General features: G+C 62.2%; 28 protein-coding genes and 2 pseudogenes. 24 read left to right on the top strand and 6 right to left on the bottom strand.

Translation table 11 applies throughout. The features are described from left to right. Nucleotides 1-74 precede the first annotated feature (74 nt). The 3 genes from WDS16_RS08395 (at nucleotide 75) to WDS16_RS08405 (ending at nucleotide 1,633) form a co-directional block, all read left to right on the top strand. Nucleotides 75-668 carry an SMI1/KNR4 family protein gene (locus WDS16_RS08395; RefSeq protein WP_338891946.1) on the top strand — a complete coding sequence of 198 codons (594 nt, stop codon included), beginning with the start codon at nucleotides 75-77 and terminating at the stop codon, nucleotides 666-668. 292 nt (nucleotides 669-960) lie between these two features. Next, nucleotides 961-1,125, top strand: a complete 165-nt coding sequence (locus WDS16_RS08400; protein ID WP_338891948.1) for a hypothetical protein — start codon at nucleotides 961-963, stop codon at nucleotides 1,123-1,125. A 130-nt stretch (nucleotides 1,126-1,255) separates the two neighbouring features. Then, nucleotides 1,256-1,633, top strand: coding sequence for a hypothetical protein (locus tag WDS16_RS08405; RefSeq protein ID WP_338891950.1), 378 nt, complete (start codon nucleotides 1,256-1,258; stop codon nucleotides 1,631-1,633). A 12-nt stretch (nucleotides 1,634-1,645) separates the two neighbouring features. Here the strand turns inward: WDS16_RS08405 and WDS16_RS08410 are convergent, their stop codons facing one another. After that, nucleotides 1,646-1,981: a helix-turn-helix transcriptional regulator gene (locus tag WDS16_RS08410; protein WP_338891951.1), complete on the bottom strand. Its 336-nt coding sequence runs from the start codon at nucleotides 1,979-1,981 to the stop codon at nucleotides 1,646-1,648. Nucleotides 1,982-2,145: 164 nt separating this feature from the next. Here WDS16_RS08410 and WDS16_RS08415 point away from each other — a divergent pair, with 164 nt between their 5' ends. The 4 genes from WDS16_RS08415 (at nucleotide 2,146) to WDS16_RS08430 (ending at nucleotide 5,569) form a co-directional block, all read left to right on the top strand. Then, nucleotides 2,146-3,564 (top strand): MFS transporter, encoded by a 1,419-nt coding sequence (locus tag WDS16_RS08415; RefSeq protein WP_338891953.1) that lies wholly within the window; start codon nucleotides 2,146-2,148, stop codon nucleotides 3,562-3,564. Nucleotides 3,565-3,645: 81 nt separating this feature from the next. Further along, nucleotides 3,646-4,428: a helix-turn-helix transcriptional regulator gene (locus WDS16_RS08420; protein ID WP_338891954.1), complete on the top strand. Its 783-nt coding sequence runs from the start codon at nucleotides 3,646-3,648 to the stop codon at nucleotides 4,426-4,428. Between the two features lie 188 nt (nucleotides 4,429-4,616). Next, nucleotides 4,617-5,282: a thioesterase II family protein gene (locus WDS16_RS08425; protein WP_338891956.1), complete on the top strand. Its 666-nt coding sequence runs from the start codon at nucleotides 4,617-4,619 to the stop codon at nucleotides 5,280-5,282. A 44-nt stretch (nucleotides 5,283-5,326) separates the two neighbouring features. Further along, the gene (locus tag WDS16_RS08430; RefSeq protein WP_338891958.1) at nucleotides 5,327-5,569 is read left to right on the top strand and encodes an LLM class flavin-dependent oxidoreductase; all 243 of its coding nucleotides are present in this window, start codon (nucleotides 5,327-5,329) and stop codon (nucleotides 5,567-5,569) included. Here the strand turns inward: WDS16_RS08430 and WDS16_RS08435 are convergent. Continuing rightward, nucleotides 5,552-6,616, bottom strand: a complete 1,065-nt coding sequence (locus WDS16_RS08435) for an IS630 family transposase (protein ID WP_338885902.1) — start codon at nucleotides 6,614-6,616, stop codon at nucleotides 5,552-5,554. The genes WDS16_RS08430 and WDS16_RS08435 overlap by 18 nt on opposite strands. Here WDS16_RS08435 and WDS16_RS08440 point away from each other — a divergent pair. From WDS16_RS08440 to WDS16_RS08500, 13 genes and pseudogenes are all read left to right on the top strand, one after another. After that, a complete protein-coding gene (locus tag WDS16_RS08440) occupies nucleotides 6,573-7,559 on the top strand; it encodes an LLM class flavin-dependent oxidoreductase (RefSeq protein ID WP_338891960.1) in 987 nt (328 codons plus the stop codon). The genes WDS16_RS08435 and WDS16_RS08440 overlap by 44 nt on opposite strands. Before the next feature lie 39 nt (nucleotides 7,560-7,598). Continuing rightward, the gene (locus WDS16_RS08445; protein ID WP_338891962.1) at nucleotides 7,599-8,069 is read left to right on the top strand and encodes a nuclear transport factor 2 family protein; all 471 of its coding nucleotides are present in this window, start codon (nucleotides 7,599-7,601) and stop codon (nucleotides 8,067-8,069) included. A gap of 14 nt (nucleotides 8,070-8,083) precedes the next feature. Next, nucleotides 8,084-8,752 carry an NADPH-dependent F420 reductase gene (locus WDS16_RS08450; protein ID WP_338891965.1) on the top strand — a complete coding sequence of 223 codons (669 nt, stop codon included), beginning with the start codon at nucleotides 8,084-8,086 and terminating at the stop codon, nucleotides 8,750-8,752. After that, entirely contained in the window at nucleotides 8,749-9,858 is a 1,110-nt protein-coding gene (locus tag WDS16_RS08455) for an NADH:flavin oxidoreductase (RefSeq protein ID WP_338891967.1), read from the top strand. Before WDS16_RS08450 ends, WDS16_RS08455 begins: the two co-directional genes overlap by 4 nt. 18 nt (nucleotides 9,859-9,876) lie before the next feature. Continuing rightward, entirely contained in the window at nucleotides 9,877-10,860 is a 984-nt protein-coding gene (locus WDS16_RS08460) for an AvrD family protein (RefSeq protein WP_338891969.1), read from the top strand. 28 nt (nucleotides 10,861-10,888) lie between these two features. After that, nucleotides 10,889-11,596 (top strand): AAA family ATPase, encoded by a 708-nt coding sequence (locus WDS16_RS08465; RefSeq protein ID WP_338891971.1) that lies wholly within the window; start codon nucleotides 10,889-10,891, stop codon nucleotides 11,594-11,596. Then, on the top strand, nucleotides 11,593-12,018 hold the full coding sequence (locus WDS16_RS08470; protein WP_338891973.1) for a hypothetical protein: 426 nt from the start codon (nucleotides 11,593-11,595) through the stop codon (nucleotides 12,016-12,018). Before WDS16_RS08465 ends, WDS16_RS08470 begins: the two co-directional genes overlap by 4 nt. A 26-nt stretch (nucleotides 12,019-12,044) precedes the next feature. After that, nucleotides 12,045-12,972 (top strand): annotated as a pseudogene (locus WDS16_RS08475) (IS5 family transposase). 10 nt (nucleotides 12,973-12,982) lie between these two features. After that, nucleotides 12,983-13,126: pseudogene (locus WDS16_RS08480) on the top strand (3-oxoacyl-ACP synthase); the annotation flags it as partial. Between the two features lie 33 nt (nucleotides 13,127-13,159). Continuing rightward, complete coding sequence (locus WDS16_RS08485; protein WP_338893300.1) at nucleotides 13,160-13,690, top strand: 3-oxoacyl-[acyl-carrier-protein] synthase III C-terminal domain-containing protein; 531 nt, start codon at nucleotides 13,160-13,162, stop codon at nucleotides 13,688-13,690. After that, entirely contained in the window at nucleotides 13,617-13,895 is a 279-nt protein-coding gene (locus tag WDS16_RS08490; protein WP_338891975.1) for an acyl carrier protein, read from the top strand. Before WDS16_RS08485 ends, WDS16_RS08490 begins: the two co-directional genes overlap by 74 nt. A 6-nt stretch (nucleotides 13,896-13,901) precedes the next feature. Beyond that, nucleotides 13,902-14,501: an AAA family ATPase gene (locus tag WDS16_RS08495; protein ID WP_338891976.1), complete on the top strand. Its 600-nt coding sequence runs from the start codon at nucleotides 13,902-13,904 to the stop codon at nucleotides 14,499-14,501. A 399-nt stretch (nucleotides 14,502-14,900) separates the two neighbouring features. Then, the gene (locus tag WDS16_RS08500) at nucleotides 14,901-15,188 is read left to right on the top strand and encodes a hypothetical protein (protein ID WP_338891977.1); all 288 of its coding nucleotides are present in this window, start codon (nucleotides 14,901-14,903) and stop codon (nucleotides 15,186-15,188) included. Between the two features lie 93 nt (nucleotides 15,189-15,281). On the opposite strand, the gene catC is transcribed toward WDS16_RS08500, so the two are convergent. Genes catC through WDS16_RS08520 form a run of 4 tightly spaced genes read right to left on the bottom strand, consistent with a single transcriptional unit; the run spans nucleotide 15,282 to nucleotide 18,511 of the window. Then, nucleotides 15,282-15,566: a muconolactone Delta-isomerase gene (catC, locus tag WDS16_RS08505; RefSeq protein ID WP_338891979.1), complete on the bottom strand. Its 285-nt coding sequence runs from the start codon at nucleotides 15,564-15,566 to the stop codon at nucleotides 15,282-15,284. Between the two features lie 5 nt (nucleotides 15,567-15,571). Next, nucleotides 15,572-16,438, bottom strand: a complete 867-nt coding sequence (catA, locus tag WDS16_RS08510) for a catechol 1,2-dioxygenase (protein ID WP_338891981.1) — start codon at nucleotides 16,436-16,438, stop codon at nucleotides 15,572-15,574. 43 nt (nucleotides 16,439-16,481) lie between these two features. Continuing rightward, nucleotides 16,482-17,585, bottom strand: coding sequence for a mandelate racemase/muconate lactonizing enzyme family protein (locus tag WDS16_RS08515; RefSeq protein WP_338891982.1), 1,104 nt, complete (start codon nucleotides 17,583-17,585; stop codon nucleotides 16,482-16,484). Beyond that, entirely contained in the window at nucleotides 17,582-18,511 is a 930-nt protein-coding gene (locus WDS16_RS08520) for a LysR family transcriptional regulator (RefSeq protein WP_338891984.1), read from the bottom strand. The genes WDS16_RS08515 and WDS16_RS08520 overlap by 4 nt, the downstream gene beginning before the upstream one ends. Nucleotides 18,512-18,718: 207 nt before the next feature. Here WDS16_RS08520 and benA point away from each other — a divergent pair, with 207 nt between their 5' ends. From benA to WDS16_RS08540, 4 genes are read left to right on the top strand one after another with little or no spacing between them, the layout of a single operon-like run. Continuing rightward, entirely contained in the window at nucleotides 18,719-20,104 is a 1,386-nt protein-coding gene (benA, locus tag WDS16_RS08525) for a benzoate 1,2-dioxygenase large subunit (protein ID WP_338891986.1), read from the top strand. Between the two features lies 1 nt (nucleotide 20,105). Next, complete coding sequence (benB, locus tag WDS16_RS08530; protein ID WP_338891988.1) at nucleotides 20,106-20,645, top strand: benzoate 1,2-dioxygenase small subunit; 540 nt, start codon at nucleotides 20,106-20,108, stop codon at nucleotides 20,643-20,645. 32 nt (nucleotides 20,646-20,677) lie between these two features. Further along, nucleotides 20,678-23,410: a benzoate 1,2-dioxygenase electron transfer component BenC gene (gene benC / locus WDS16_RS08535; protein ID WP_338891990.1), complete on the top strand. Its 2,733-nt coding sequence runs from the start codon at nucleotides 20,678-20,680 to the stop codon at nucleotides 23,408-23,410. A gap of 60 nt (nucleotides 23,411-23,470) precedes the next feature. Then, nucleotides 23,471-26,173, top strand: coding sequence for a helix-turn-helix transcriptional regulator (locus tag WDS16_RS08540; RefSeq protein ID WP_338891992.1), 2,703 nt, complete (start codon nucleotides 23,471-23,473; stop codon nucleotides 26,171-26,173). Nucleotides 26,174-26,193: the final 20 nt, after the last annotated feature.

The raw sequence follows: 26,193 nt of genomic DNA on the forward strand, positions 1-26,193 counted from the left end.
CTCACGCTACGGCCGTGCCCAAACGCCCGTCGACCTACTCGAAACGTGCTGTACTCCATGGCTAGAGTTCGCTCATGGACCAACTCTCCGACGAATGGGCCCGCATCATCTCGTGGTGCCAAAAACGAGCGCCGGTCACCGCAGCCAGCCTCAACCCACCGGCACAGGCCGAGAAGGTTGCTCGAGCTGAATCCGCAACCGGGAGGCAATGGCCCTCGGACTTGCGGACATGGTTCTTGCTCCACAACGGTAGCGATCAAGGCCGAGCCTATCCTCAGGTGATCCCCGGTTACCGGCCAGTGACTCTCGTGGAACTCGAACAGGAGTGGACTTCACTGTGCCGCATTTGGGCACCCACCACAGCGGCAGTAGGGGGCGATGGTTTGCTGGCCGCTCCAGCTGGCACCACCGCGTTCACCTTTCTGGAGTCTTACATTCCAATCGCGGCCAACGACTCCAGCGAGTACGTGGTCATCGACACTCGTAGCGGTGATGAAATGGGCTGCGTTGTCGAGTTCATCGGTGAGGACACCGACCAGGGGTTGATGCGCTGGCCATCGCTCGCAGCCATGATCAAAGATGTCGCCGATGCCCTCGACTCCGATAGTCCGTGCCGGGGCTGGGTTCCTATTGTTGAAAACGGATATTTAGACTGGGACTTCCCGTGACAGTCACACGCGAACCCACGCCTTCGCTCAACCGTATGTCTCCATCTCAACCGGCGGATGTGCAGTGGTCGAAACGGGCGGATAAGCAATGAACGCCAGGCCGTTGCAGACGGAAAGCGTTATGGCACAACAAATGTTGCTGGTATGCCTGCATATCAATACTGGTGGTATAGCTCAGCTGCTCGAACAGCAGAAGCGGTTCAACTGTCCCGTACTTCCAAGGCGGGTGGAGCTCGCGTGCGATAACTTGGTTTGAGGCTGTACGGTGATCGGGCCAATGGTGGAGGCGGGTATGGAGTTCGTAGAAGGCATCGATCCGAACGAGCCCGGAGTCCGGCGCGACCCTGGGTCCAGCGTCGGTGGTGAAGTGTCTTCCGAGCTGCGGGCACACCTTGCTCGCAACGAAGCCATCCGCGAGCGGAAGGCCAACCGGCGGGATGTTCATCCACGACGGTAGCCGGCCCCGCGAATACCAGGGCCTACCGGTCGAACACTCTGCGAACTATCCGTTCTCGATGTCGACGACTATCTCCCGCCTCCGGGCCCGCCTGAAGGTTTCGACCTACTGACCGCCGCCCCTAGGGGTCGTGACCGTCACGACCGGCGCGATACGTGGCAAAGTGGACCTCACGATCCGCGTACTCGACGACGAACCATCCGCGCTCGCACCCGGCATCTGGGACACCATCGAGGAGATCGGATTCCGCGCCCTGAGCGCGTACACGATGCCTGCGTCGGGCGAGTACTCCCCCTTCTCCGCCGGCGGCTCGGGCGTGCTCGCGTCGTCCGTCACAGCGAAAGGCCTTGGGTTCTATCGAGTGCGCGCCTATGAACGCATTCGAAAACTGTCAATATCCAGGTGCGGCTTGGCTGCGGCTGGTTCGGTTCACACACACCAGCTGTTGGTCGCGGTCGTTCGGAGCGAAGAAAGCTCGCTCGCGCAGGTGATCGGCCCATCGCAGTGAGAGCCTTGGGCTCTACTTGATGGGCTGCTCGCGGGTGGCCAGCACGGCCTTAATCAGACCTGGAGCAGCAGACTCCAAATCGGCACGTCGGAGTGTGTTCATCTTGGACGTGCCGACGTAGTACTGCCGAATGATTCCGGCATGACGCAAGACCTTGAAGTGGTGGGTACCCGTCGAACGACTGACGGAAATATCGAACGTTCCGCAGGCAATGTCGTGATCGGACGCGGCGAGCTGACGAACGATACTGCGACGCACAGGATCCACCAGCGCATCCAGCAGCCCTTGCGCTGTGATCTCGTCTGTCTCGATATGCCCGGTGATGCGATTGTCGGTTCCAGCAGTCACGTCGATCCTTCCGTTGAACTCAATACTACCACCGTCGTCATCTGTTGATGTTCGTCAAAGTTTGACGGACGTCGACATATCTGTTTCCATGGAGTCTGCGAGCCAGTTGACCCAGTTGCGTCGGCCCCGCGCCGCGGAACTCTCACCACGGAGGCAAAGCCATCATGGCCGTCCCAAGTACTGATTCCGAAAAGCACTCTTCGACAGTCGAATCCAGGCCCGGTGAGCGCCGCGGACTGAAGATCACCGCACTCGCGGCGGGCTTCGTCATGGCGTCACTCGACACCACCGTTGTAAACGTCGCCGGCGCTCGAATCCAAACCGATCTCGGCGCGACAATCACCCAGCTGACCTGGATCGTAGATGGTTATGTCCTCACCTTCGCTGCGTTGCTACTGCTCGCGGGCGGGCTGGCTAACCGGATCGGCAGCCTGCGCGTCTACATGATCGGCATGGCCGTCTTCGCCGCCGCATCGCTGGCTTGCGCGCTCGCTCCCACGAGCGAAATTCTCATCGGTGCCCGCTTCGTGCAAGGTGTCGGCGCCGCGCTGTTCATGCCGAGTTCCCTTGCCCTACTGGTCCACTCTTTTCCCGACCCATCGGAACGAACCCGAATGCTCGGACTGTGGTCGGCGATCGTCGCCACCGCATCCGGTATCGGGCCCACCGTCGGCGGAATCATGGTGTCGGCCTTCGGCTGGCCCAGCATCTTCCTGATCAACCTGCCGATCGGCGCAATCGGTGCAGCTATGACCTACAAGCTCATTGCGCCCGTTGCCCCCACTCGCGCGCCGGTGCCCTTTGCCGGTCACGCCCTCGCGATCTCGGTGCTCGCCGCCATCTGCTACGCGATCATCGAGGGCCCGAAAGCAGGGTGGGGTTCGGCCCTGGTCGTAGTCGCATTCGCTCTCGCCGCGGCCGCAGCAATTGCCCTCGTTACACGTGAGCGCCGCGCCACCGCCACCGTCATGCCGTGGTCGCTGTTCCGCCGCCCCGCCTTCGCCGGCGGGAACCTCATCGGGTTCCTGTTCAACTTCTCCCTGTTCGGAGGCATCTTCATGCTCGGACTGTTCCTCCAGAATGCCCGCGGCGCCAGCCCTTTCCAAGCCGGACTCCAACTGCTTCCGATGACGATGTTCTTCCCCATCTCGAACATTGTCTATTCCAAGATCTCTGGCCGCTTCTCCAACGGAGTCCTGCTCACCGCCTTCCTCACTGTCGCCGCCGGATCCACGTTCGGACTGATCTTTATCTCACCCGGCACCCCGTACTGGGTCTTGGCAATCGCCGTTGGACTTGCCAATGTCGGAGCCGGTGTCATCTCACCGGCCATGACCGCAGTACTGGTCGATTCCGCGGGCGTCGACCACGCTGCTGTCTCTGGGTCGGTGCTCAACGCCAACCGTCAGATCGGCTCACTGTTCGGCATCGCAGCGATTGGAGTGGTCATCACTATTGGGAGCGACTGGTATTCCCGCGCATCCACCGCGTTCGTCCTCATCACCATCGCTTACGCCCTCGGCGCTCTGTGCGCATGGAGGCTCGTGTGGCGACCGAAGCTGAATCTGGCCCAACATTCATGATGTCCATCACAAACCAACCATCCGTCCGGATTGTCTGGAATCTGCGAGGCACGCCGTCTTTGCTGGCGGTACCTTGTCTCCATGACGTCCGCACTCGCTGGCAAGAGGCAACAGCTGAGCGATTTCCTGCGCTCTAGGCGGGCGAGGGTGAAGCCCGCAGACGTTGGCCTTCCGGAGTACGGGCGCCGAAACACACCCGGGCTTCGCCGTGAAGAGGTCTCTGTTCTCGCCGGGGTCAGCGCTTCGTGGTACACGTGGCTCGAACAGGGACGCGACATCAGAGTGTCCCCGGCCATTCTGGATGCCATTGCATCCGCTCTTCGGCTCGACGCGATCGATCGAGCACACCTCTACAATTTGGCAGACATGAACCCTCCCGCGTCGACTGCCGCGTCGTCGAGCACCGAACGCTCGCTTCTCGTTCGCTTCGCACGCGATTTCCCCAGTCCGGCATTTGTCGTAGACAAGGGCTGGAATGTGTTGTACGTCAATGACTCTGCGTCGACTATCTTGCATCTTCGGGAGGGATATCGGACGTTCCTGGAGTGCTTCTTTCTCGAAGAGTACTACCGAACCCTGTTCGTGAACTGGGCCGAAATGGCCGAGTGCTTCGTTGGGAGCCTTCGAGTACGCGCTGGCGCAACGACGGACGACGAGAACCTGAAAGACCTAGTGGCATCGCTGAGTTCGAATTCGTTCTTCGCAACGCTGTGGCAGGAGCACTCGACCGCCCACAGGAAAGCGCGCAAAGTCGTACTTCTGCGGAACGACGGACCGCAGACATTCGACGCCGCTGCACTCGATCTCAGCGGATGCGATGACCTGCAGCTCATCAGCTACATTCCGCGTGAGGACGACGCGTAGCGCTACGCAAGGAAAGCTGGCGAATGCTCGAACAGCAACCCACCACACCCTCCCATTTGGTTGAATCGTGAAGAGATCCACCTTTAACTGGTGTTCTCACTCCTAGGTTGAACGCCCACTCCCGATATCTCGTTGTGCGTAATAACGTTGCGTATGCGAAAGGGGGTGCGATGCAAACCATCAACTCTATGACCTTGATTGCGTTCCATCACGCGGGAGGTTCGCCAGCAGCTTTCACCACCTGGCGACGCCGTTTCTCACCGAATATCCGCATTGTCTCGGCATCACTTCCAGGTCGGGAAAAACTGAATTCGTACGGCTCGAACGATGTCGGATCTATTCTGAATGATCTCGCGGAGCAATTGCGTGGTGAGACTTCGGCACCATACGCAATCTATGGCCACAGTATGGGCGGGACCATCGGTTTCGCATTCGCGATGCACCAGGCCGCGCATGGACGCACGGCACCCCGTGCATTGATGGTCGGTGCTTGCGTCGCACCGACATCTGTCCTTCCTGTCCCACCATCGGAGATCGGTGGCGCGGCAGGTGGCGCTGAGCGTCATGTCGGGACTGGAGTTGCCGCGATCAAGCGCCGACAGTTGGCAGAAGACCTTCTGCTGCTTGATCGAGTGCGCGCGTACTGCACGACCAATTTCGATCAGCCTGCCCAATTCCCGATACGCGTGTTCACAGGGTCTGACGACCCGTTGTCGGCGAACCCGGAATCGTGGGCAACAGTATGCGCGCGCGGCGTACAGGTGGAGAGGATCGATGGCGGTCATTTCTTCCATAGAAATCCGGAATTCATCGGACGCGTCGATCAACACTGCTCGGACCTACTTGTCGCATAAAGACCGAGAAAGCCGTTCGTATTCCTCGAGAGAAGGGCATCGTCATGGCCGCCAGGCGTATCGACTTCGGAGTCTTCATGTCTCCCATGCACCCACCAGGAGAAGACCTCACGCTTCTCTATCAGCGGGACCTCGAGTTGGCCGAGTTGCTGGACCGACTCAACTACGATGAGTATTGGGTGGGCGAACACCACTCGATGGGATGGAACACCATCGGTGCTCCCGAGTTGCTGATCGCCGCCGCCGCGCAACGTACGTCTCGGATCACGCTAGTGGCTCGTGTTTGAAGTCGTTTTACGGGTCGCTTTCTTGAGGATTTCCTCCGGGGTTTTGGTCCAGACGAATGGTGTGGCGCGGGTGTTCCAGCCGTTGATGAACGCACGGATTTTCGATGTCAGATCGGTGACGGAGGTGAAGACGCCGCGGCCGAGTGCTTGACGTTGGATGACCCCGAACCACACTTCGACGAGATTGAGCCACGACGCTGATGTCGGAGTGAAATGGACTGCGATGCGGGGGTTCTCGGCTAGCCAGGCTTTGACTTCGGGGGTCTTGTGGGTGGCGTAATTGTCGGCGATCAGGTGCAGCTCCTGGCTGGGGTAGGCCCGTGCGACCTGTTTGAGGAACGCCAGGTATTCGGTACTGCGGTGGCGCGGTTTGCAGGAGGCGGTGACCTTGCCGGTGGCGATATCGAGTGCTGCGAACAGTGTTGTGGTGCCATGTCGTTTGTAGTCGTGGGTGTGCCTCTCGACCGAACCGGGCTGCATCGGGAGCATCGGTTGGGTGCGGTCGAGGGCCTGGATCTGGGACTTTTCGTCCAGTGACAATACGATCGCGTTCTCGGGTGGATCGAGGTACAGACCGACGACATCGTGGACCTTGGCGACGAGCTCCGGGTCGGTGGAATATTTGAACGTCTCCGCCCGCCACGGCTGCACACCGTACTCACGCCAAGCGTTGGCTACAGCGTAGAAACTTATCCCGAGATGGTCGGCTAGCAACCTCGAACTCCAATGTGTGACACCGAGTTTCTTCGGTGGCGGCATCAACGTCGCTGTCACGATCGCCGAGTGATCGAGCGTCCGCGGCCGGCCCGATCGATGCAGGTCCGACAGGCCGTCGATGCCTCGTTCGCCGTACCGTCCACGCCAGGTGATCACCGTCGGACGCGAAACGCCGCACCTGCGTGCGATCTCCGAATTCGACACCCCATCGGCGGCGAGCAACACGATCCTCGCCCGCAACGCCAACCCTGCAGGCGCGGTCGGTGCCCGCAAGATCGCTTCGAGCTTGTCCCTGTCGCCGTCGATCAACCCGAGAGGTGCGATTCGCATCCCTCATTTTCGCATCCCGACACTGTCAAACCAATTCAAACACGCGACACTAGCGACGGGGGTCGCAACTCTGCCCTACCACCACCCGTTCATGGTGGCGAGCCGCGCATTGCACCTCGATCACCTGACTCGCGGTCGATTCGTCCTCGGTGTCGGCGCAGGTTCCATCCCGGTCGACGCACGCACACTCGGAATAGAAATGACGGACATTCGGGCCATGATGGGCGAGTCGCTCGATGCGGTCGTCCATCTGATCAATTCGGATGAGCGGATCACACGCAAGACATCGTGGTTCACCTTGAACGAAGCGCGAATGCAGATCGCTCCTTTCCGGGATAAGCTCGAAATCGTCACGGCCAGTGTTGGTTCGCCCAACAGCATGCGGTTGGCGGGACAGCACGGCATCAGCGTCGTGTCGTTCGGAGCTCCCCGTCCGGGCCACCCCCCGGTGGACCTTGGAAAGCAGTGGAAGTACGCGGAGGAATCTGCCGCAGAGAACGGCAACACCATGGATCGCAGCACGTGGCGCATCACCGTGCCAGTGTATGTGGGCGAGAACCGAAAGCAAGCGATCGCCGATGTTCGGGAAGGGTACGACCGCTGGACCAGCCAGTACTGGCGCGACCTTCGCGGATTGAACATCAGCATCGACGGAGTGCGAGACGAGCATTTGCTCGACCGTTCGATCGAGCTCGGCGGCGCGCTCGTGGGATCGGTCGACGACGTGATCGCCGGCATCGAGAACCTGATCGACATCACGGGTGGTTTCGGAAAACTCCTCGTATATGCCCAGGATTGGGCCGACTGGGACAAGACCAAGCGGAGCTACGAACGCCTGGCGCGTTACGTGGCACCTCACTTCAACGGATCCACGCGCCGATTGAACGAATCGATGGACTGGTTCAAGGAGAACCGTCACACGTTCAGCCAATTGACGCCCTAGCGCTCGGCAAATCCGAGAACGAGCTGAAAGTGAGCAGCAATGACTTCAGTCGAATCACCCGTCAAGGTCGAACTGGCTGTGCGACAACACCTAGTGGATCTGACCGTCAGGATGGCGTGGTATCTCGACCACCAACAGTGGGATCTAATGCCGACGCTATTCACTCCCGAAGTCAGTCTGGACTACACCAGCCTGAACGGAGGTGAGGTCACCGCGGTCTCACGAGACGTCATGATCGGCAAATGGCGCGAGAACAGAACGCCGCTCGACGCCACACAACACCTTCTGTCGAACCATCTCGTGACCTTCACCGGTGATGAGTCCGCGCATGGAACGGCGATGTTTCAAGCGACGCATCGCAAAGCGAACGACCAAGGCGGTCCTCTGTGGACGCTGGGCGGCGAATATCACTACACCTTCAGCGCGGGCGGCGGCACCTGGCTCATCGGTGGTCTCGCGATGAACATTCTGTGGGCAGACGGAAACCGAAATATTCGAGACCTTCGATAGAGAGGAAAAAAAGCATGACTCTTCCTTCGCATCCCACCGTTTCGATCCTCGGTGTCGGCGGGATCGGGCTTCCGATCGCACGCTTGTGGTCACGCGCCGGACACCGACTGGTGTTGGGATCTCGCACACCCGATCGACTCCGCAGCGGCATCGAGAGCCTCGGCATCACTGCCGATATCGTGACGCCGAGCGAGGCCGCCCGCCGAGCCGACATCGCGCTCCTAGCGGTTCCGTATCCTGCGCTTGCGGAGCTAGCCGAGGCCGTTGCGACCGACCTCGACGGCACCATCGTGATCGACGCGACAAATCCGATGGGCTTGGCCGATGACGGCCGAATTATCTCCACACTGGACGACGGTCGAGCGTCAGGAGTGCACACAGCCGAGCTGTTGCCCAGTTCGACCGTGGTGCGAGCGTTCAGTCACGTCATGGAGGAACTGCTGTGGCCCCGCGGCACTGGCCAGAGCAAGTTCTGGGGAATGGCAGTTGCGGGCGATGACTACAACGCGAAGGCTGTAACTTCAGGGTTGATCAGCGACGCTGGATTCGAGCCCGTCGATATCGGCACGCTGGCGGAGTCATCACCCCTCGACCCCGGGGGCGCACTGTTTCCCAACATGTTCACGCCCGAGGACCTTCGGATAACCGCGGGTGTGTCCATACCGGTCGCAGTAGGTCGATGACGGAAATGGCCGCACTGTTCGATCCACTGACCATCGGCAATCTTGCGCTGCGTAACCGAATAGTCATGGCTCCCATGACTCGTGGGATGTCGCCTTGCGGTGTTCCGGGCGACGATGTAGCCCGGTACTACGCGAGACGCGCCGAAGGCGGAGTGGGATTGATAATTACCGAAGGCACAGTTGTCGATCACCCATCGTCCTCGAGCCGGGACGATCTCCCACACTTCTACGGCGAGCCGGCGCTGGCCGGTTGGGCTGAGGTGGTACACGGTGTCCACGCTCATGGAGCTGCGATCGTTCCGCAACTCTGGCACGTCGGCTGGGACCCCATGCATTGGGGTGGCAAAACTTTCGACCGCCCGGCGCCCTACCCGAGCAGCCCGAGTGGCATCGACCCCAGCGGCACGGCCATACAAGACCCGATGTCGTTGCGTGACATCACTGATGTGGTGAACGGATTCGCTTCTGCAGCGAAAACGGCCCAGAAACTGGGGTTCGACGGCATCGAACTCCACGCGGCGCACGGATACCTCATCGACCAGTTTCTGTGGCAGGAAACCAACCGTCGAACGGATGAGTTCGGCGGCCGATCTGTCAGGGAGCGTGCCCGTTTCGCCATCGCGATCGTGGAAGCGTGCAGGGCAGAAGTCGGACCCGACTTCCCGATCATCCTCAGGCTGTCGCAATGGAAGGTGGGGCAATACCAGGCACGACTCGCCGACACACCCGATGAACTGGCGGAGCTCGTCGAGCCTCTGGCCGAAGCCGGCGTCGATGTCTTCCACTGCTCGCAGAGGCGGTTCTGGCAACCCGAGTTCGACGGGTCACCGCTCAATTTGGCTGGCTGGACCCGCAAACTCTCCGGTCAGCCCACCATCACCGTCGGCTCGGTTGGTCTGGAGGACAGCGACTTTCTCACATACCTCGACGGTGGCGGCGCAGCGCCGTCCGACGTCGACGACGTCTGTAAACGACTACACGACAACCAGTTCGATTTGGTAGCCGTCGGGCGTGCGCTCGTCGCGAACCCGGATTGGCCGCGACTGATCGAACGGCAACAACGGACCCGCCCTTTTGACGCCGCAATGCTGGACACACTCGTATAGAGCGATTGGAGAACATTGATGACGGCAACGCTCGAGCCTTTGGAACTCGCTTCGACAGATGTGTATCTCGGCCCCGCCGAAAGACGCTTCTTCGGGGGCGGTTATCGCCGCTCCACCCGAGAGCTCACGGATCTCACCTTGGTCACCGATGCGACCGGAGTCGGTCGATTGACAGCGACCGCTCGGGTCACCTACCCGACTGATTGGTCCCGAAAAGGACTCAACGATCAGTCGCCGCACCTCAGCACCGTCGACGTCATTGCGTTGGGACAAGAGGCAACGTCTCTTTATCTATCTGGTGCTCTTGGCCTTTCACCCGCCGATCCGGGTGTCCAGCTCGTTGGGGCAGTGAAGGTGTCGGCAGGCACATCCGCGGTCGAGGACGAACTCGATGCCTTCCCGGTCGTGGTGTCGGCCAGGTCGGCACCGTTGGTCGGAACCTCGACGATCGAAACCGCCTTCAACTGCTCGATCGGTACCCTGAAGCTGTCACTGACGATGCGCCACCCCGAGGTCGCTGCCCGGGACCTCGTCGTCGTGGCGGCGACGTCGGCGAAGCTCGATTCATGCCGAGATGTGCGCGACGCCCACCGCCATCCGTTTGCTACGGATTGGGCGGAACGTCGTAACACTGCCACCGACATACACATCGATCGGCAATCGCACACTGCCACGGCGCAGTCGGCACCGTCACCGATAGTCGCCGGTACCCGCGCCGCAGACCTCATCGTGGACTCGTTCGTGATGACGTTGCAGCTGGGGCAGATCCTTCTGTACGAGATGGACTCGATCGATCGGGCGCACAGCAACACGCTGTGGATGAGGCAAACCAGCTTCTCCTGGTCGGAGGACACATCCTACGTCCTCGGGAAGAGTACCTACCATCTGGACCGGGCCAGAGTCCTCGACCGTGGCGACCACAGGTGGCGTGTTGCCGACATCGTCGGCGACGTCTACGGAGTGACAACCCGATGCTCGGTCGCTCACCGGTTGCCCTGCTGACACCCCCTTCGAACCAAAGGAGTTCACAATGCGATTGGCAATTTCCGGAACTTATTCGGTAGGCAAAACTCTGACCACGATGGCGGTAGCCCACCTCACGGGCCTGCCTCGCAGCTCCGCACTCACCATGCGAGAGTTGTTACCGATCTCTGTCCCGGGCAAAACGCTGGAGGAGTGCTCGGCCGCAGAGATCATTATGTTGATCACTCGCCGCAACCAAGGGCGGGCAGTGAACGAGAGCCACCTTACCGACGGGTTCGTGTCCGATGGTTCGTCGCTGCACGAGTGGTGCTACGGTACCGTCCGCGTCCTGGTCGGAATCAACCCGAACGATTCAGTCGATCTGGGAAACGTCCCGATGACGAAAGAACTTGGGTTCTACGCCGAGGTAATGAAGCAGATCGGTGTGCCGGCCAAGCAGCACGCCCTTCAGTCGTACGACTCCTTCGTGCACCTGCCCATCGAGTTTCCGTTGGTGGAGGACGGTCACCGACCAGTGAGCGAACGATTCCGCTCGCTCGCGGACGAGATGCTGTTGGACACGTTGCAGGAGTTGAGCATTCCGGTCCACATCGTCGGCGGCACCATTCCGGAGCGTCTCCAGAAGATCCTCGACATCTACGACTTCACCCCTCAGCTGTCGATCGACGAAGCGATCGCGCGTGCGCAGCACGACTACGCGCACCTCGATACAACGTCGGAGTCGGAACGGGCCGGCGTGGGCGCGGCCACATGACCGGACCGTCCGCTGTGGTGGCAGGCTTAGGTGGTGCACTCCCGGATCGCCGGGTGACCAACAGCGAGCTCGAAGCGATGATGGAAACCACGGACGAATGGATCCGAGCCCGAACCGGTATCGGCGCGAGGTACTGGTCGAGCGGGGTGTCCACCTCTGACCTAGCCGTTGCAGCCGGTTCACGCGCGTTGGCATCGGCGCGTGTGGACGCCGTCGATCTGGTCATCGTAGCTACAACTACACCGGACTTCCGTTGTCCCGCAACCGCTCCCTCCGTTGCGGCGCGTTTGGGCCTCGGCCCGGTTCCTGCTTTCGACATATCGGCCGTGTGCAGCGGTTTCGTGTTCGGTCTGGCTACGGCCAACGCATACATCGGTTCGGGTGTTGCACGGTCGGTTCTAGAGCGTGTCTCCCAAATTTGAGAGGTGCTGTCAGCGATGATATTTCGATGACGCGCGTGGGAGTGATCAGTGACGAGTTCTGGGAGATCGTCGAGCCAGTGATACCCACCGACGTGGGAAAACGTGGGCGGCGGTTCGCCGAGCACCGGCGAATTCTGGAGGGCATCGCATACCGATTCCGTACCGGGTGTCCGTGGCGAGATCTGCCGGAGGACTTCGGTCCGTGGCAGACGGTGTGGAAACGCCACCACCGATGGTCCTTCGATGGCACCTACGACGAGATGCTTGCCGCGGTGGCCGAGGTGTTCGGTCTCGACCCGGAAGAACTCGACGGCGATATCGGGGCGGTGCTCTCGATCGACTCGACCAGCGTCCGGGCGCATCAGCATGCGGCCGGTGCGCGAGCCGACACTCTCACAGGGGGCCTTGTCGAATTACAAGAAATCCGTCGACGAACCCGCTGACCACGCGTTGGGTCGATCTCGCGGAGGATTCACCACGAAGATCCATGCACTGACCGACCTGACGTGCTCGCCGGTGACGATGCTGCTGACCGGTGGGCAAGCCGGGGACAATCCACAGTTGGTGCCGTTGCTCGATGCCCACCGAGCTGCCGGTGGGGACCAGGACTACCGATTGCTCGCCGACAAGGCGTACACCCATCCCAGTACCCGCACCGAACTGCGTCGCCGCAAGATCAAACACACCATTCCCGAGCGCAGCGACCAGAAGCAGCGACGGGCCGACAAGGGGTCCGCCGGTGGTCGTCCACCGGGTTTCGATCCGACGATGTACAAGCACCGCAACACCGTCGAGCGTGGCTTCGGGCGGCTCAAACAGTGGCGTGGTGTGGCCACTCGATATGACAAGTACGCCATGACATTCCTCGGGGGCGTTGTCCTGTGCGCGGCAGTTCTGCACTCCCGCAACCACAACCACCGCCCGGCGATGAAAACGAAAACGGACCCAATTTAAGAGACACGCTCTAGTCATCGGCGCGGAGACCTATTCGACGATTCTGGACCCGACGGACCGCACCACCTCGGTAATCTTTGGGGACGGAGCGGGCGCCATGCTGCTCCGATCGGGAACCGCGACCGTCAACGGTTCCGTGCAGGCCGTCGACTTGGGCAGCAACGGTGCCGACGCTGGATTGATCTGTGTGCCGGGCGGCGGAGCTTACGAAGCCACCCATCCCTCCGCTGACCGAAACCCGTTCTTCACCATGCAAGGCCGCGAAGTGTTTCGCAGCGCGGTCGGTCACATGGCGGAGTCGTCTCGCGCGGCGCTGGCCCGGGCAGGATGGTCTGCCGACCAGATCGATTGGATTGTCGGACACCAGGCGAACGAACGAATTCTGCACGCGGTCGGCGATCAACTCGACGTCGACCGAACCAAGTTGGTGATCAATTTGCATGAAGTGGGCAACACCTCTGCCGCGTCTATTCCGCTCGCCCTGATCCACGGAGCGACGACGGGTGCCATCACGGCGGGTGACAGGTTGCTGCTGACCGCGTTCGGAGGCGGGACGACGTGGGGTTCGGCGGCACTGTCCTGGCCGGCCATTGATGTCGACGTCCCCGTACTCGTTCCCTCACTTTCCACGACAGGAGAAGCACATGTCTCGAGAGAAGATAGTCGCGTATCTGAAGGACGCCATCGAGAACCGTCTCGAGAACGTCGACCTGCCTGACGATCCGGTCGAGGCTGGGACCCGTTTCGACGAGTTGGGACTGGATTCGCTCAACCTCGTCGAGTTGGCGCTTCTCGTCGAAAGAGACCTGACGGTCGTGGTGACCGATGAAGAACTCGCTAACCTCGAGACTGTCTCCGCCGCGGCGGAACACATCAGCACGTCGATCGACGACGGAGCTCCGACCGCAGCGGTTCAGGGGTGATGCGACGTGCGAATCGCGATCGTCGGCTCGTACGGCAACGGCAAGACCACTTTGTCGACGGCACTGGCCGACCGTCTCGGAATCCCGCGCGTTCATGCCACCCCGATGGCTTTGGGAGAGGGCGCCCTGCGCACCTCGCTCGAAGAGTGCGACGACCATCAGCTGGTTCAACTTGTCAGCCGTCGGCTCATCGAACGCGTCACGGCCGAATCGTCGGCGCGCGACGCCGGGTTCGTTTCCGACGGCTCGGTGTTGCACGAGTTCGTCTATGCCGATACTCGACTTCGATTCGGCCTACATCCCGACAGCGCGGACGCCGTTCCGACTGACGCCGTTTCGCCGGAGTCCACCGCCCTCGGCGCCATTGCCAAAGAGGTCGTCGCGTACGCCGAACAGACCTATGACATGGTGATTGCCGTTCCCAACGAACGCCCCCTGGTGGACACCCCGCCTCCGATCAGTGAACCGTTTCGCTCGATACTCGACGCGTCTATGCTCAATCTGCTCAGGAAATTCGGCCTCCCGTACGTCGGGGTCGCGGGTGACGAGACCGACAGGCTCAAGCAGGCGGTTGACCGACTCGGCATACTGATGTGCGATTCATAACATGGCGTGTGTGCCCTATCGCGGTGGGGACGGTAGGCGGCGAGGAACATGGTCGAGAGTGTCCCGGCGCCGTTCGGTCGCAGATCCGGCGTCGTTGACCAGGTGCACACCCTGCACACCGAAGAGGTTCACCTGGCGACGGCGGCTGGAAGCAACTGTGCGTGCTCATGACATGGAACGCGATTTGCGGGCGATACCCGCCGAACGTGAACTCCTGTAGCTCAAGCTCTTGCGGGCGGTCGCCCGCGCCACCGACAATCACGTCCCGCAGCGTGCGACCGCCAACAACCTGGCGGTCACCCGGCCTCAAGTGGGCCGCATCGTCGAGAAGCTGCGATTGACCCCGCGGCACGCGGCCCACGCGAAGTGCTGGCCGTCAACATAGTCAATCATGATGCGATGGTCGCCGAACTCGTCACGTGGCCGTACACGTTCGGACACGACGCGGTCGACGACCCGGCGGGGGAGAGCTACGTGCGGGCGTCATGGAATCAGATAGAACATGCCGGGATCTCCTCGACGATGAGGACTATCGTGTGCTTCCCGCCCTGGCGACCACCGGTCCACCTTGGGTGGGCAAGTCGTCGCGTGTCGACCGTCGCCGTCTCGCCGGACAAGGTTGCTGGCACACACTCGAGCGGGTCCGTCGCACATTCCGAGCGAGCCCGCGACCTGGCATGCGCCTAGCTCACCCGATGCACTGGGGCACCATCCCCGCGAACGCCGTGCCGAGCTCCTCTGGCATGCGATCGTCGCCACTGCTCGGTCTTACGGGCCGTCTCACACCGCAGAAATATCCGACGGGTGCTGGGCGAGCGGGGTCACGTCGATGCTCATGTATTGGAACAGCGGTAGATTCCATAGAATCTCATGGAGTCGCTCGTTGTCCCGCACTTCGAAGATGCTGAGGTTGGAGTATTGGCCGACGAGTCGCCAGATGCTGACCCACTCGCCGTCGCGCTGCAGCTGCTGGGAGTACGCCTTCTCTCGGGCGAGAGTGTCGGCTCGTACGTCCGCATCCAGATCCTGCGGCAGCGCGACGTCCATCTTCACGGCAAAAAGCATGTGTCTCAGTCCTTGTCGAGTACGAAGTCGTACGTCACTTCTTGGCCACCGTCGACGTCGTGCGGGTCGAGGATGAGCTCCGGCTTGACGGCGTTGGCGACGTCGTCGTCGTTGTGCGCATCACCGGGGAAGTAGAGTTGGGTGGTGATTTGCTGGTAGCCGTCGGCCGCGACCTTGAGGTGCAGGTGTGCCGGACGCCACGGGTGCCAGCCTGCGGCAGAGATGAGATTCCCGCATGCCCCGTCGGTCGGAATCTGGTATGGCGCTGGCTTCATGGTGTGGATCCAGAACTGGCCCTGATCGTCGGTGGTCACCGTTCCGCGTAGATTCCATTCGGGGATTCCGGGTGCGAACTGCGAGTAGAAACCATCGGCGTCGGCGTGCCAGATCTCGATGACGGCATGCGGCAGCGGGGTGCCGTCGACGCCGCGCACCTGTCCCTGGAACAGCAACGGGGTGCCCTTCTCGCCGTCGCGGGTGGGCAGGATTGCGGCCGAACCCAGCTCAGGAGCGTCCGGAACGTAGTACGGGCCCTCGATTGTGCCTTTGCTGCCCTCGCGGGATTCGCCGGCCACTTCTTCGACCACGTGCTCTACCCAGACGTCGAGGAACAGCGGCCATTCACCGGTCTGGCCCACGTTGATGAGCCATGCCTTGAGTGCGTTGTATTCGTCGTACGTCACCTTGTGTTCGCGGACCGTCTCATGGACGGCTGAGAGAACTTGGCGGGCAAGCAGGCTGACGCGCTCGGGTGGAGTGTGGGCAGCCGCCTGCTTGTCGGAAGTGAAGCGCTGGGTGGCGTTCGCGCCGGAAGCGGCCGCGGTGGCCACTTCGGTAGCCGAGTCTGTCGAGGGGGCGTGGTCGATACTCATGGAGAACTCCTTGGGTGAAGGTTGTGCTCTTCGGGGCTGAAAATCATTGGTCGGTTCGGTATTTCGCGAGTTTGTCCGGGTCGATACGAACACCGAGTCCCGATCCCGGCAGGACGCTGAGAGTGCCGTCCCGAATCTCGAGACTCTCGGTGAGTAGGTCGTCACTCATGTCGAGGAAGTTGGACAGCTCGCCTGCCCGACGCGACGTCAGGTCGAAAGCGGCACCGAAGGCGACGGTGCATGCCGTGCCGAGCTGCCCGTCGATCTGGTTCCCCATCACCACGTCGACGCCTAGGCCCTCGCATAGGTGGTGGGTGCGCTGCGACGTGGTGAATCCGGTGCGAGCGGTCTTGATGCTCACCGCGGTTGCGGATCCGCCGAGAATTTCGCGGGTTACCTCGGCCGGGGTGGTCGCGGATTCGTCTGCCACGAAGGGGACATCGAGTTGCTGGACGAGCCAGCGTCGGCCGAGGACATCGTCGGCCGGGCACAGTTCCTCGGCGAGGGTCAGTCCGAGATCGGACATCTCTTTCATGGCGCGTGCCGATTCGGCGGCGGTCCAGCCTCGATTGCCGTCGACATACAGTTCGGTGTCGGCACCGAGGCCTTCACGGAGTGCTCGGACGACCGCGATATCGAGGGCTATCGGTCGACGGCCGACCTTGACCTTGAACACGTCGATTCCGTACGTCTCTCGCATCCTCGTGGCTTCGTCGACCATCGCCGCCGGGGTATCGAAACCGAGCATGTGACTCACCCGCATTCGGTCGGTGTATCCACCGAGCAATTCGGTCACGGGCAGGTCGAGTGTCTGCCCCAGCGCGTCCCAGATCGCCATGTCCACCGCGGATTTTGCTACCGGATTACCCACGGTGCGAGCAAGTTTGGCATGTACCACCTCACGCTCGACGAGGGTGAGGCCGATGATCGCGGGGGAGAAGAGGGTCTCGATCACCGTAGCCACGCCGCGCTGGGTCTCGCCGTACGTGAACGGCCTGGGGGGAGCGTCGGCGATACCCACAACACCGTCATCGGTGTGTACCCGAACGAGTACGTGCTCGGCCGCAGCGACCTCACCGCTGGCGAACTTCAACGGCTTTCGGTATGGAATCGAGTACGGAATTGCGTCGACTGCGACGATCTTCATGACATGTCCTTCAGCTCGGACGTCGGAACGGATGATTCGATACGCGGCAGCACTTCCGCGTCCTCGAGGGCACCGACGAGCGCATCGACGAGTGCCGACGGTCGGTCTCGGTGCCAGGCCAACGCAAGGTCGATGGTGCTCGCGCCGGCGATATCGCGGAAGACGACGCCGTTCAACTGCAGGGCGCGAACGGATTCGGGAACCAACGCAACACCCAACCCCGCCGCGACGAGTGCCAGCAGCACCGAAGTGTCCGGGGCTTCGTGTTCACGTCTCGGGCTGAAACCTGCAGCGCGACAGCTTGTCACCACAGCTTCGTTGACGACCGAATGAGTGTCGGAGTACATGACGAAGTCCTCGTAGGCCAAATCGGCGACGTCGAGCGCCGGTTCGGTGGAGAACCGATGATCGACGGGCAATGCGAGCACCAACGATTCCGTAGTGATTTTCCGTAACACCAGATCGTCACCGGCAACAGGAGGTCGCAGCACCGCAACATCGAGATGTTCCGAGCGCAGACCTTCGACCTGCGCCGGGGTGAGCAGGTCGCCGTGAATTTCCAGGGCGATTCCGGGCAGTCTCTGCTTGATCGCGCGCGCAATCGGAGGTAGTTGGTCGAAGGCGGCCGTGCCGGTGAAGCCGATGCGTACCAAGCCGTATCGGCCCTCGGCGATCCTTCGTACTCCTCGCGCGCTCTGCTCGAGATTGTCGAGGTTGCGGAGCGTCTCGCGGTAGAAGAACTCTCCCGCCGGGGTCAGGCTCACCTGCCGGGTTGTCCTGGCCAGGAGCGTCACACCCAATTCGGCCTCCAACTGGCGAACCGATTGAGACAGCGCAGGTTGAGCCAGATGTAGCCGGGTGGCGGCTTGCCCGAAGTGCCGAGTCTCGGCGACGGCCACGAAGTGGTACAGGTGCCGCAGTTCCATGACCGAGCCTTTCTGTGCTTTGTGGGGTGACCCTGACCACAGTAGAGATGGAATCCATCGTTGACAAAGACCTATTTACGTCTCATTGATAAGCAAGATTGATCAATAGACATCCAGGTTGGGCCTAGGCAAAGCCCTGGTGTGACGGCAACCACTCCCTGACACAGTCACTTGTAATCCAACTCGAGGCACCTGGAGGAACCCGTTATGACCGAAATGCTGGATCACGTGCAGAACAGAATCGACGGAGCGGTGATCGACGATGTCGCGGCGGGCATCTACCGCGCCAACCGCAGTATCTTCACCGACGAGGAGGTGTTCGAGCTCGAGATGAAGCACATCTTCGAGGGCAACTGGATATACCTCGCCCACGAGAGTCAGCTCCCAAACAACGGGGACTACTTCACCGTGCACATGGGTCGTCAGCCCGTCGTGATCACCCGAGACAAGGATGGCGAGCTGCACTGCCTCATCAACGCCTGCGCGCACCGCGGCGCGATGCTGTGCCGCCGCAAGACGGACAACCGCACCACTCTCACCTGTCCCTTCCACGGCTGGACGTTCCGAAACGACGGCACACTGCTCAAGGTCAAGGATCCCGACGGTGCCGGCTACCCCGACACATTCGACGTCGACGGATCGCACAACCTCACCAAGGTCCCACGCTTCGAGAGCTACCGCGGATTCCTCTTCGCGAGCCTCAACGACGACGTTTCGACCCTTGCCGAACATCTCGGCGACACCGTCAAGGTCATCGACATGCTCGTCGACCAGTCACCCGAAGGCCTCGAAGTGCTCCGCGGATCTTCGTCGTACACCTTCGACGGAAACTGGAAAGTGCAGGCGGAGAACGGGGCCGACGGCTATCACGTCAGCGCCGTGCACTGGAATTACGCCGCGACCACCTCACGTCGCAACAACGGTGAATCCAAGAACACCACCAAGGCGCTCGACGCCGGCGGCTGGGGCAAGTCCGGTGGCGGCTACTGGTCCTATCCCAATGGCCATCTGTGCCTGTGGACCTGGGCGGCCAACCCCCAGGACCGCCCGCTGTGGGATCAGATGGACTCGCTGAAAGAGAAGTTCGGCGATGCCAAGGGTGAATTCATGGTGAAGGGTTCCCGCAACCTGTGCCTGTACCCGAACGTCTATCTGATGGACCAGTTCAGCACTCAGATCCGGCACTTCCGGCCGATCGCACCGAACAAGACCGAGGTCACCATCTACTGCATCGCACCCAAGGGCGAGAGCAAAGAAGCGCGCGCACATCGGATCCGGCAGTACGAGGACTTCTTCAACGCTTCCGGCATGGCGACCCCCGACGACCTGGAGGAGTTTCGCTCGTGCCAGCTGACCTTCCAGGCGACCAATGCGCCGTGGAACGACATGAGCCGCGGTGCGGAGCACTGGCTCACCGGACCCGACCCCGTGGCCGAGGCACTCGACATGCCCGGTGTCATCTCGGCGGGTGTCAAGAACGAAGACGAGGGGCTGTTCCCAGTCCAGCATGGCTACTGGCGCAAAACCCTGCTGTCCGCTCTCGACAAGCAACGCGCAGCCAACTCCGCACCCGCTGCAGCACAGGAGGTCTGACATGACTGCCACCGTCGTCAACACCGATACCGCGCAGCCCGCCTCATCGCGGCTGATCACGCAGACGTCCATCGAGCAGTTCCTCTACCGCGAAGCGCGCTACCTCGACGATCGTGAGTTCGAGAAATGGCTCACGTGCTACGCGGACGACGTCGAGTACTGGATGCCCTGCTGGGATGACAACGACCTGCTCACCGAGGATCCCCAGACCGACATCTCGCTGATCTACTACGAGAACAAGGGTGGGCTGGAAGATCGCGTGTTTCGCATCCGGACCGAACGGTCCAGTGCCACGTCGATACCCGAACCGAGGACCAGCCACAACATCAGCAACGTCGAGGTCATCGAGCGTCGGGGAGATATCGTCGACGTCCGATTCAATTGGCACACGATGTATTTCCGCTACAAGACCATCGATCCGTACTACGGAACATCGTTCTACACGATCGACTTCTCCGGCGACTCGCCGCTCATCCGGCGCAAGACCGTGGTGCTGAAGAACGACTACATCCACCACGTCGTCGACATCTATCACTTCTGATTCGTCTGCCGTAACCCCCGAGGAGTTCCACCGTGAGTCATTCTGTCGCACTGTCCTTCGAGGACGGCGTCACCCGCTTCATCACCTGCGAGGAGGAACAGACCGTCGCCGACGCCGCCTACCGGTCGCGGATCAACATCCCCCTCGACTGCCGAGACGGTGCGTGCGGAACATGCAAGGCCCTGTGCGAATCCGGTGAGTACGACGGCGGTACCTACCTCGACGACGCGCTCTCGCAGTCCGAATCCGACGAGGGCTACTGCCTTCCCTGCAGCATGAAGCCCACGTCCGATCTCGTTCTTCAGATCGCCAGCACCTCGGCGGTGGCGAAAACCCAAGCGGCGACGCATGAGACGGTCGTGACCGCCGTCGAGAAACTCTCTCCCACGACCGTGCGACTTGCCGTCGAGGCCCCGGCAGGCGGCACACTCGCCTTCCTCCCCGGCCAGTACGTGAACATCACCGTCCCAGGGTCCGAGGAGACCAGGTCCTACTCGTTCAGTTGCGTGTCGGGATCGGACGAACTCGAGTTCCTGATGAAACTCACACCGGGCGGCCTGATGTCCACCTACCTGAGCGACACGGCGGCCGTGGGCGACAAGATCTCGTTCACCGGCCCACATGGAAGTTTCTTTCTGCGCGAAGCTCAGAGACCTGCGCTGCTGTTGGCCGGCGGTACCGGGCTGGCCCCGATCCTGTCGATCCTGCGTACCTTGGCGGCCGAATCAAGTACTCGTCCAGTGCATCTCGTGTACGGATCGAGCACCGACGACGACGTCGTCCAGCTGGACGAACTCGCCGACCTGGCCGGGACGCTCGACTCGTTCACGTGGGATCACTGCGTCTCGGATCCCTCGACCACCGCTGCGAACAAGGGGTACGTCACTGCCCTGTTGACCGACGCACACCTCAACGGCGGTGATGTCGCGGTCTACCTCTGCGGTCCGCCTCCCATGGTCGAGGCCGTTCGAACGCACTTCACCGAGGCCGGCATCGAACCCACTGGCTTCTACTACGAGAAGTTCGCACCCTCGTTGGCAGCCGCGAAAGAAAGTCTCGGCGACGAAACAAAATCGGCTACCGAGGATGTGGCGGACGACCACCGGACGACGGTCGACGAGCCGATAGATGTATCGGTCGACGCGAAGGTCGTCACCACGGAACAGGCCGCCGACGGAGCTGCCTGGACGCCTGCCTTCGAGGCGCGGAGCATCTTCGGTCGAGCAGTATTCGGTCCACGCGTAGCGGAACCTCTACACCCGCACAGCACGGGCTTCTCGGCGTCCGAGGAAGTGGACACCATGCGCGCGATCGCGGGACAGCGCGTCGCGGTGGCCGGTTCGGCGGCCGATCGCAGCCAGTTGGACGACAATTCCGATCTCCTGCTCACGCCGGAAGCGCACTCCGTCGCCGCGCAACGTATCTGGACCGCCCGAGACGTCCAGCCGCTGGTCGAGCGCATTCCGGAATCGGTACCGGCGTCTGATTCGGGTTCGGGGTACGAGATCGGCGAGGAACATCCCTCGGTGCACGAGTCGGATGCGGTGTTCGAGGCCAGGCGCGCTCTCGAACTCGGTGCCCTGGAACTGGTGATAGGCCGGTTGTCGTCACAGCAGATCTCCGGTTACCGGTTGCTGGCCGAGACCACCACCCGCTATGTCGACGGTGATCGTTTCGTCGACGCCGCCGCATACACCGAAACCAACGCTGCCTTCCACGACTACCTCTTCACCCAGACGGGCAACGAGCATCTGCTGCAGGCTTATCGAGCCCTCGGAGTGAAAGCGGCGATGGAGGACGTGCTGCGCAACGCGACCTGGTGCGATCCGCTCTGCGCCCAGGACCACTTGGATATCGTCGACGCGTTCGAGGCCGGGGACCGTGAGCGCGCCCGGACACTGATCGCCGATCACGCCGACCGCTCGAAGGCGACGATGAAACGCGCTATGCACCAATCCCAGACGAACAAACGTCCCAAGTTCGTCAGCCCGGGCCGATTCGCAGGCAAGATCGTGCTGATCACCGGCGCGGCTCAGGGCATCGGCGAATGCGTCGCCCGAAGGATCGCTGCCGAAGGGGGATCTCTGATCCTGGCCGACCGATCCGAGTTGGTCGAACAGCTGACCGAGGAATTTCACCGAGACGGTGTCGAGGCCGCCCCCGTGATCGCCGACCTCGAAACGTGGGAAGGTGCTTCGTCGGTGGTGAACGCCGCACTCGCAGCACACGGACGCGTCGACGTCTCCATTCACGTCGTCGGCGGCACCATCTGGGCCAAACCGTTTGCCGAGTACCCGCCCGAACAGGTCGAGAAGGAAATCTCCCGGTCGCTCTTCCCGACGCTGTGGTCCTGCCGAGCCGTGATTCCGCGCATGATCGAACGTGGTGCCGGCACCATCGTCAACGTCTCCTCGGTCGCCACCCGCGGCATCCACCGGGTCCCTTACGCAGCAGCGAAGGGGGGCGTCAATGCCATCACTGCGACTCTTGCCCTCGAGGCGGCACCGCACGGTGTTCGTGTTGTAGCCACCGCTCCAGGCGGCACCGACGCACCGGCACGACGCGTCGCTCGTGGGCCCGCACCCTCGACTGAGCAGGAAAAAGACTGGTACCAGGCCATCGTCGACCAAACCGTGGAGTCCTCGCTGCTCAAACGCTACGGAACACTCGACGAGCAAGCCGCAGCGATCTGCTTCCTCGCCTCCGACGAGGCGTCCTACATCACCGGCACCGTACTCCCGGTGGCCGGCGGCGATCCGGGCTGAGACATGACTATCTTGGTTCGATCTCCGGACGCACTCTCGTTCCGCAGATACGGTGACGTGATGTCACCCTCACCGTTGATCGGTCGCGGTGAACTGCTGGACGTCCTGGTCCGGGCAGTCGACGCCTCCGGGACGACGTCGACCTTCGTGGTGATGACCGGACCGACCGGCATCGGTGCATCGTCGATTCTTCGAGAGCTGGAACGGACTGTAGGCACCGAGGGGCACCGCACGGTCGTACGGCGCACCGGAGCAGTGCCATGGGAAACACAGGTGCCGTTCGGCCTCGTCACGCAGCTCGTCCCCGCAATCGACTTCAGTGGGTCCGATCCGGTCGACTGGGGAAACCGCATCGCCGACGCGTTGCCGAGGGATGGGGGAACAGTCCTGCTGATCGATGATGCGCACGACTCCGACCCCGACTCGCTACGTGCGCTCTCCTCGGCCGTCCGACACCACCGAGCTGCTGGTCTGGCAGTGGTGTGTATCCGAAAAGTGTTGCCGGACGGAAATATCGAGGCCCATCGGGTTCTCGATCGCGCCGCAGACCTGTCGTTGGCCGTACCGGCACTGACGGTATCGGCCATAGCCGAGCTCGCCGCACTGCAGGGGATAATTCTGTCACCGTCCTCGTCTGCGCACTTGACGCGTCACACCGGAGGACGTCCTCGACACGCACTGGCGCTGCTGGACGAGGTGCCACGCGACACCTGGAAGAGTGTTCGTCCGGATCTACCCGCACCTGCTTTCGTGGAGGCCGATGTTCGGTCGACGCTCGAGCTCTGCACACACGAGGCGCGGCGTCTGGTCAGAGCCGTCGCCGTCCTCGACAGCGGCCGCCCGCTGACCACGGTGTGCGAGGTCGCCGACATCGACGACCCCTGGCCGGCTGTCGATCTCGCAGAGCAGCTCGGACTTGTAGTCGTCAGGCGCAGCTCCGCTGCGACAATCCTCGAAGCTCCCGATCGGACGGTCCGCGCGGCCGTGCTCGCGACGATGAGCAGAGTCGAGCGCGCGCACGTGCACCGAGCGGCTGCCGCAGCCGAGGCCGACCCGGCCGACCAGCTCGCGCATCTGGTCGAAGCATCGCCGCTGCCCGATCCGCTGGTGTCGGACCGCTTGGACGCACTCGCCGCGTCCCGTGCCGGGAAAGGTGAATGGGCAACGGCAGCGCGGCTCTACCTCCTGTCGAGTCGGTCGACCGAGGAACCACAGGCGCGAGAGGATCGCCTGGTTCGCGCAGTGGACGCCCTCATCGGCGCCGGGGACATGCGCACAGCTTCGGATTACATCGCCGAGATCGAAAGTCTTCGCGAAACCCCGACTCGCAATGCCGTTCTCGGATACCTGGCAATTCTGCGGGGACGGCCCAACGAAGCTGAAGCCCGGCTCACTCGGGCTTGGCAGATGGTGCGGACGCGGCACGATCCCGAGGTCGCTGCCGTGATCTGCCATCGACAGGTACTGCACAACCTGGCCCGCTGCGACGGTGCCAACCTCGTGTTGTGGGCTGACCGCGCAGTCGAACTCGTCGGAGCCGACCACGCAACGGCGGTGGAGGCGCAGTCGATTCGAGGTCTCGGGCTCGCGGGCACTGGCCGTGTCGCAGAGGCACTCGACAGTTACCGAGACCTGTGGGGCCACGCCAGCACCGGGGCCGTCGGACAGCGCGTGCAGATGGGTGCCGGCTGGCTGCACTTCGCCACGGACCACATCGATCTCGCACGCTCCGAACTCGAAGCCGCAGCACCGACCGACTTCCTCGGCGGTTCGACTCGAATCTCGTTGTGGGCTCACGGATGGTTGGCTCGCACCTACTTCGTCACCGGCGAGTGGGATGCCGCGCTTCGGCTGGTCGGTGCAGGTAGCGACCTGGCGGATCGTTCCGGTGCGGCATTGATCGTTCCACTTCTACAGTGGACCGCCACGCAAATTCACGCGCTGCGCGGGGACTGGGAAGCCGCCGCGGCAAGCGCGCACCGCGGGGAATCCGGCGCGCGTGACTACGCGATCATGCGAGTGCCCACAGCCTTGGGACGTGCTGCGATCGCGGAGGCTCGCGCCGACTATGCCGGGGTCATTCGAGCATTGGCACCGTTGACAGAGCAGTGGGCCCACGCCGACGTCTCCGAACCCGGCTTCTGGGCGTGGCCCGACGTATACGCCAACGCGTTGATAGTCGAGGGCCGACTCGACGAGGCCGACAAGTTCTTGATTCCGCACGAGGCCAAGGTGCGCGAGCGAGGCCATCGATCTGGACACGCTCGCCTTGCCTGCGCGCGTGGCCGGTTACACGGCGCCATCGGCGACCTCGATTCTGCGCGAGCATCATTCGAGGACGCGCTGGCCTCGTTGGCACCACTACCCCTGACGTACGATCGCGCCCGAGTCAACTATGCCTACGGTCAGAACCTGCGCAGAGCCGGGAAGCGACGCGATGCCGATGCCGTCGTCAGCGCCGCTCGCGAGGGCTATCTCGCACTGGGTGCCACCACGTACGTTCGGCGGTGCGACCGTGAGCTCAAGGCAGGCGGTGTGCACGCTGTTCTGAAGAACCGGGCTCACGACGCGTTGACATCGCAAGAGGATGCCGTCTCGAGTCTGGTCGCCACAGGAATGACCAATCGCGAGGTCGCCGCCGAATTGTTTCTGTCGGTCAAGACTGTTCAGTTTCATCTGACCCGGGTGTACGCCAAGATGGGCATCCGTTCGAGAGCTGAATTGGCAGCTGCCCGGTCGACCGATGAGGCCTCGTCAACGTGATTGGAAGACAACAGCTTTCG

It is taken from the genome of Rhodococcus sovatensis (assembly GCF_037327425.1).
Lineage (GTDB): Bacteria > Actinomycetota > Actinomycetes > Mycobacteriales > Mycobacteriaceae > Rhodococcoides > Rhodococcoides sovatense.

Coding starts and splice junctions, on each gene's coding strand:
- WDS16_RS08395 (WP_338891946.1), top strand. CDS start 75: ATGGACCAACTCTCCGACGAATGGGCCCGCATCATCTCGTGGTGCCAA.
- WDS16_RS08400 (WP_338891948.1), top strand. CDS start 961: ATGGAGTTCGTAGAAGGCATCGATCCGAACGAGCCCGGAGTCCGGCGC.
- WDS16_RS08415 (WP_338891953.1), top strand. CDS start 2,146: ATGGCCGTCCCAAGTACTGATTCCGAAAAGCACTCTTCGACAGTCGAA.
- WDS16_RS08420 (WP_338891954.1), top strand. CDS start 3,646: ATGACGTCCGCACTCGCTGGCAAGAGGCAACAGCTGAGCGATTTCCTG.
- WDS16_RS08425 (WP_338891956.1), top strand. CDS start 4,617: ATGACCTTGATTGCGTTCCATCACGCGGGAGGTTCGCCAGCAGCTTTC.
- WDS16_RS08430 (WP_338891958.1), top strand. CDS start 5,327: ATGGCCGCCAGGCGTATCGACTTCGGAGTCTTCATGTCTCCCATGCAC.
- WDS16_RS08435 (WP_338885902.1), bottom strand. CDS start 6,616: ATGCGAATCGCACCTCTCGGGTTGATCGACGGCGACAGGGACAAGCTC.
- WDS16_RS08445 (WP_338891962.1), top strand. CDS start 7,599: ATGACTTCAGTCGAATCACCCGTCAAGGTCGAACTGGCTGTGCGACAA.
- WDS16_RS08450 (WP_338891965.1), top strand. CDS start 8,084: ATGACTCTTCCTTCGCATCCCACCGTTTCGATCCTCGGTGTCGGCGGG.
- WDS16_RS08455 (WP_338891967.1), top strand. CDS start 8,749: ATGACGGAAATGGCCGCACTGTTCGATCCACTGACCATCGGCAATCTT.
- WDS16_RS08460 (WP_338891969.1), top strand. CDS start 9,877: ATGACGGCAACGCTCGAGCCTTTGGAACTCGCTTCGACAGATGTGTAT.
- WDS16_RS08465 (WP_338891971.1), top strand. CDS start 10,889: ATGCGATTGGCAATTTCCGGAACTTATTCGGTAGGCAAAACTCTGACC.
- WDS16_RS08470 (WP_338891973.1), top strand. CDS start 11,593: ATGACCGGACCGTCCGCTGTGGTGGCAGGCTTAGGTGGTGCACTCCCG.
- WDS16_RS08490 (WP_338891975.1), top strand. CDS start 13,617: ATGTCTCGAGAGAAGATAGTCGCGTATCTGAAGGACGCCATCGAGAAC.
- WDS16_RS08500 (WP_338891977.1), top strand. CDS start 14,901: ATGGTCGCCGAACTCGTCACGTGGCCGTACACGTTCGGACACGACGCG.
- catC (WP_338891979.1), bottom strand. CDS start 15,566: ATGCTTTTTGCCGTGAAGATGGACGTCGCGCTGCCGCAGGATCTGGAT.
- catA (WP_338891981.1), bottom strand. CDS start 16,438: ATGAGTATCGACCACGCCCCCTCGACAGACTCGGCTACCGAAGTGGCC.
- WDS16_RS08515 (WP_338891982.1), bottom strand. CDS start 17,585: ATGAAGATCGTCGCAGTCGACGCAATTCCGTACTCGATTCCATACCGA.
- WDS16_RS08520 (WP_338891984.1), bottom strand. CDS start 18,511: ATGGAACTGCGGCACCTGTACCACTTCGTGGCCGTCGCCGAGACTCGG.
- benA (WP_338891986.1), top strand. CDS start 18,719: ATGACCGAAATGCTGGATCACGTGCAGAACAGAATCGACGGAGCGGTG.
- benB (WP_338891988.1), top strand. CDS start 20,106: ATGACTGCCACCGTCGTCAACACCGATACCGCGCAGCCCGCCTCATCG.
- WDS16_RS08540 (WP_338891992.1), top strand. CDS start 23,471: ATGTCACCCTCACCGTTGATCGGTCGCGGTGAACTGCTGGACGTCCTG.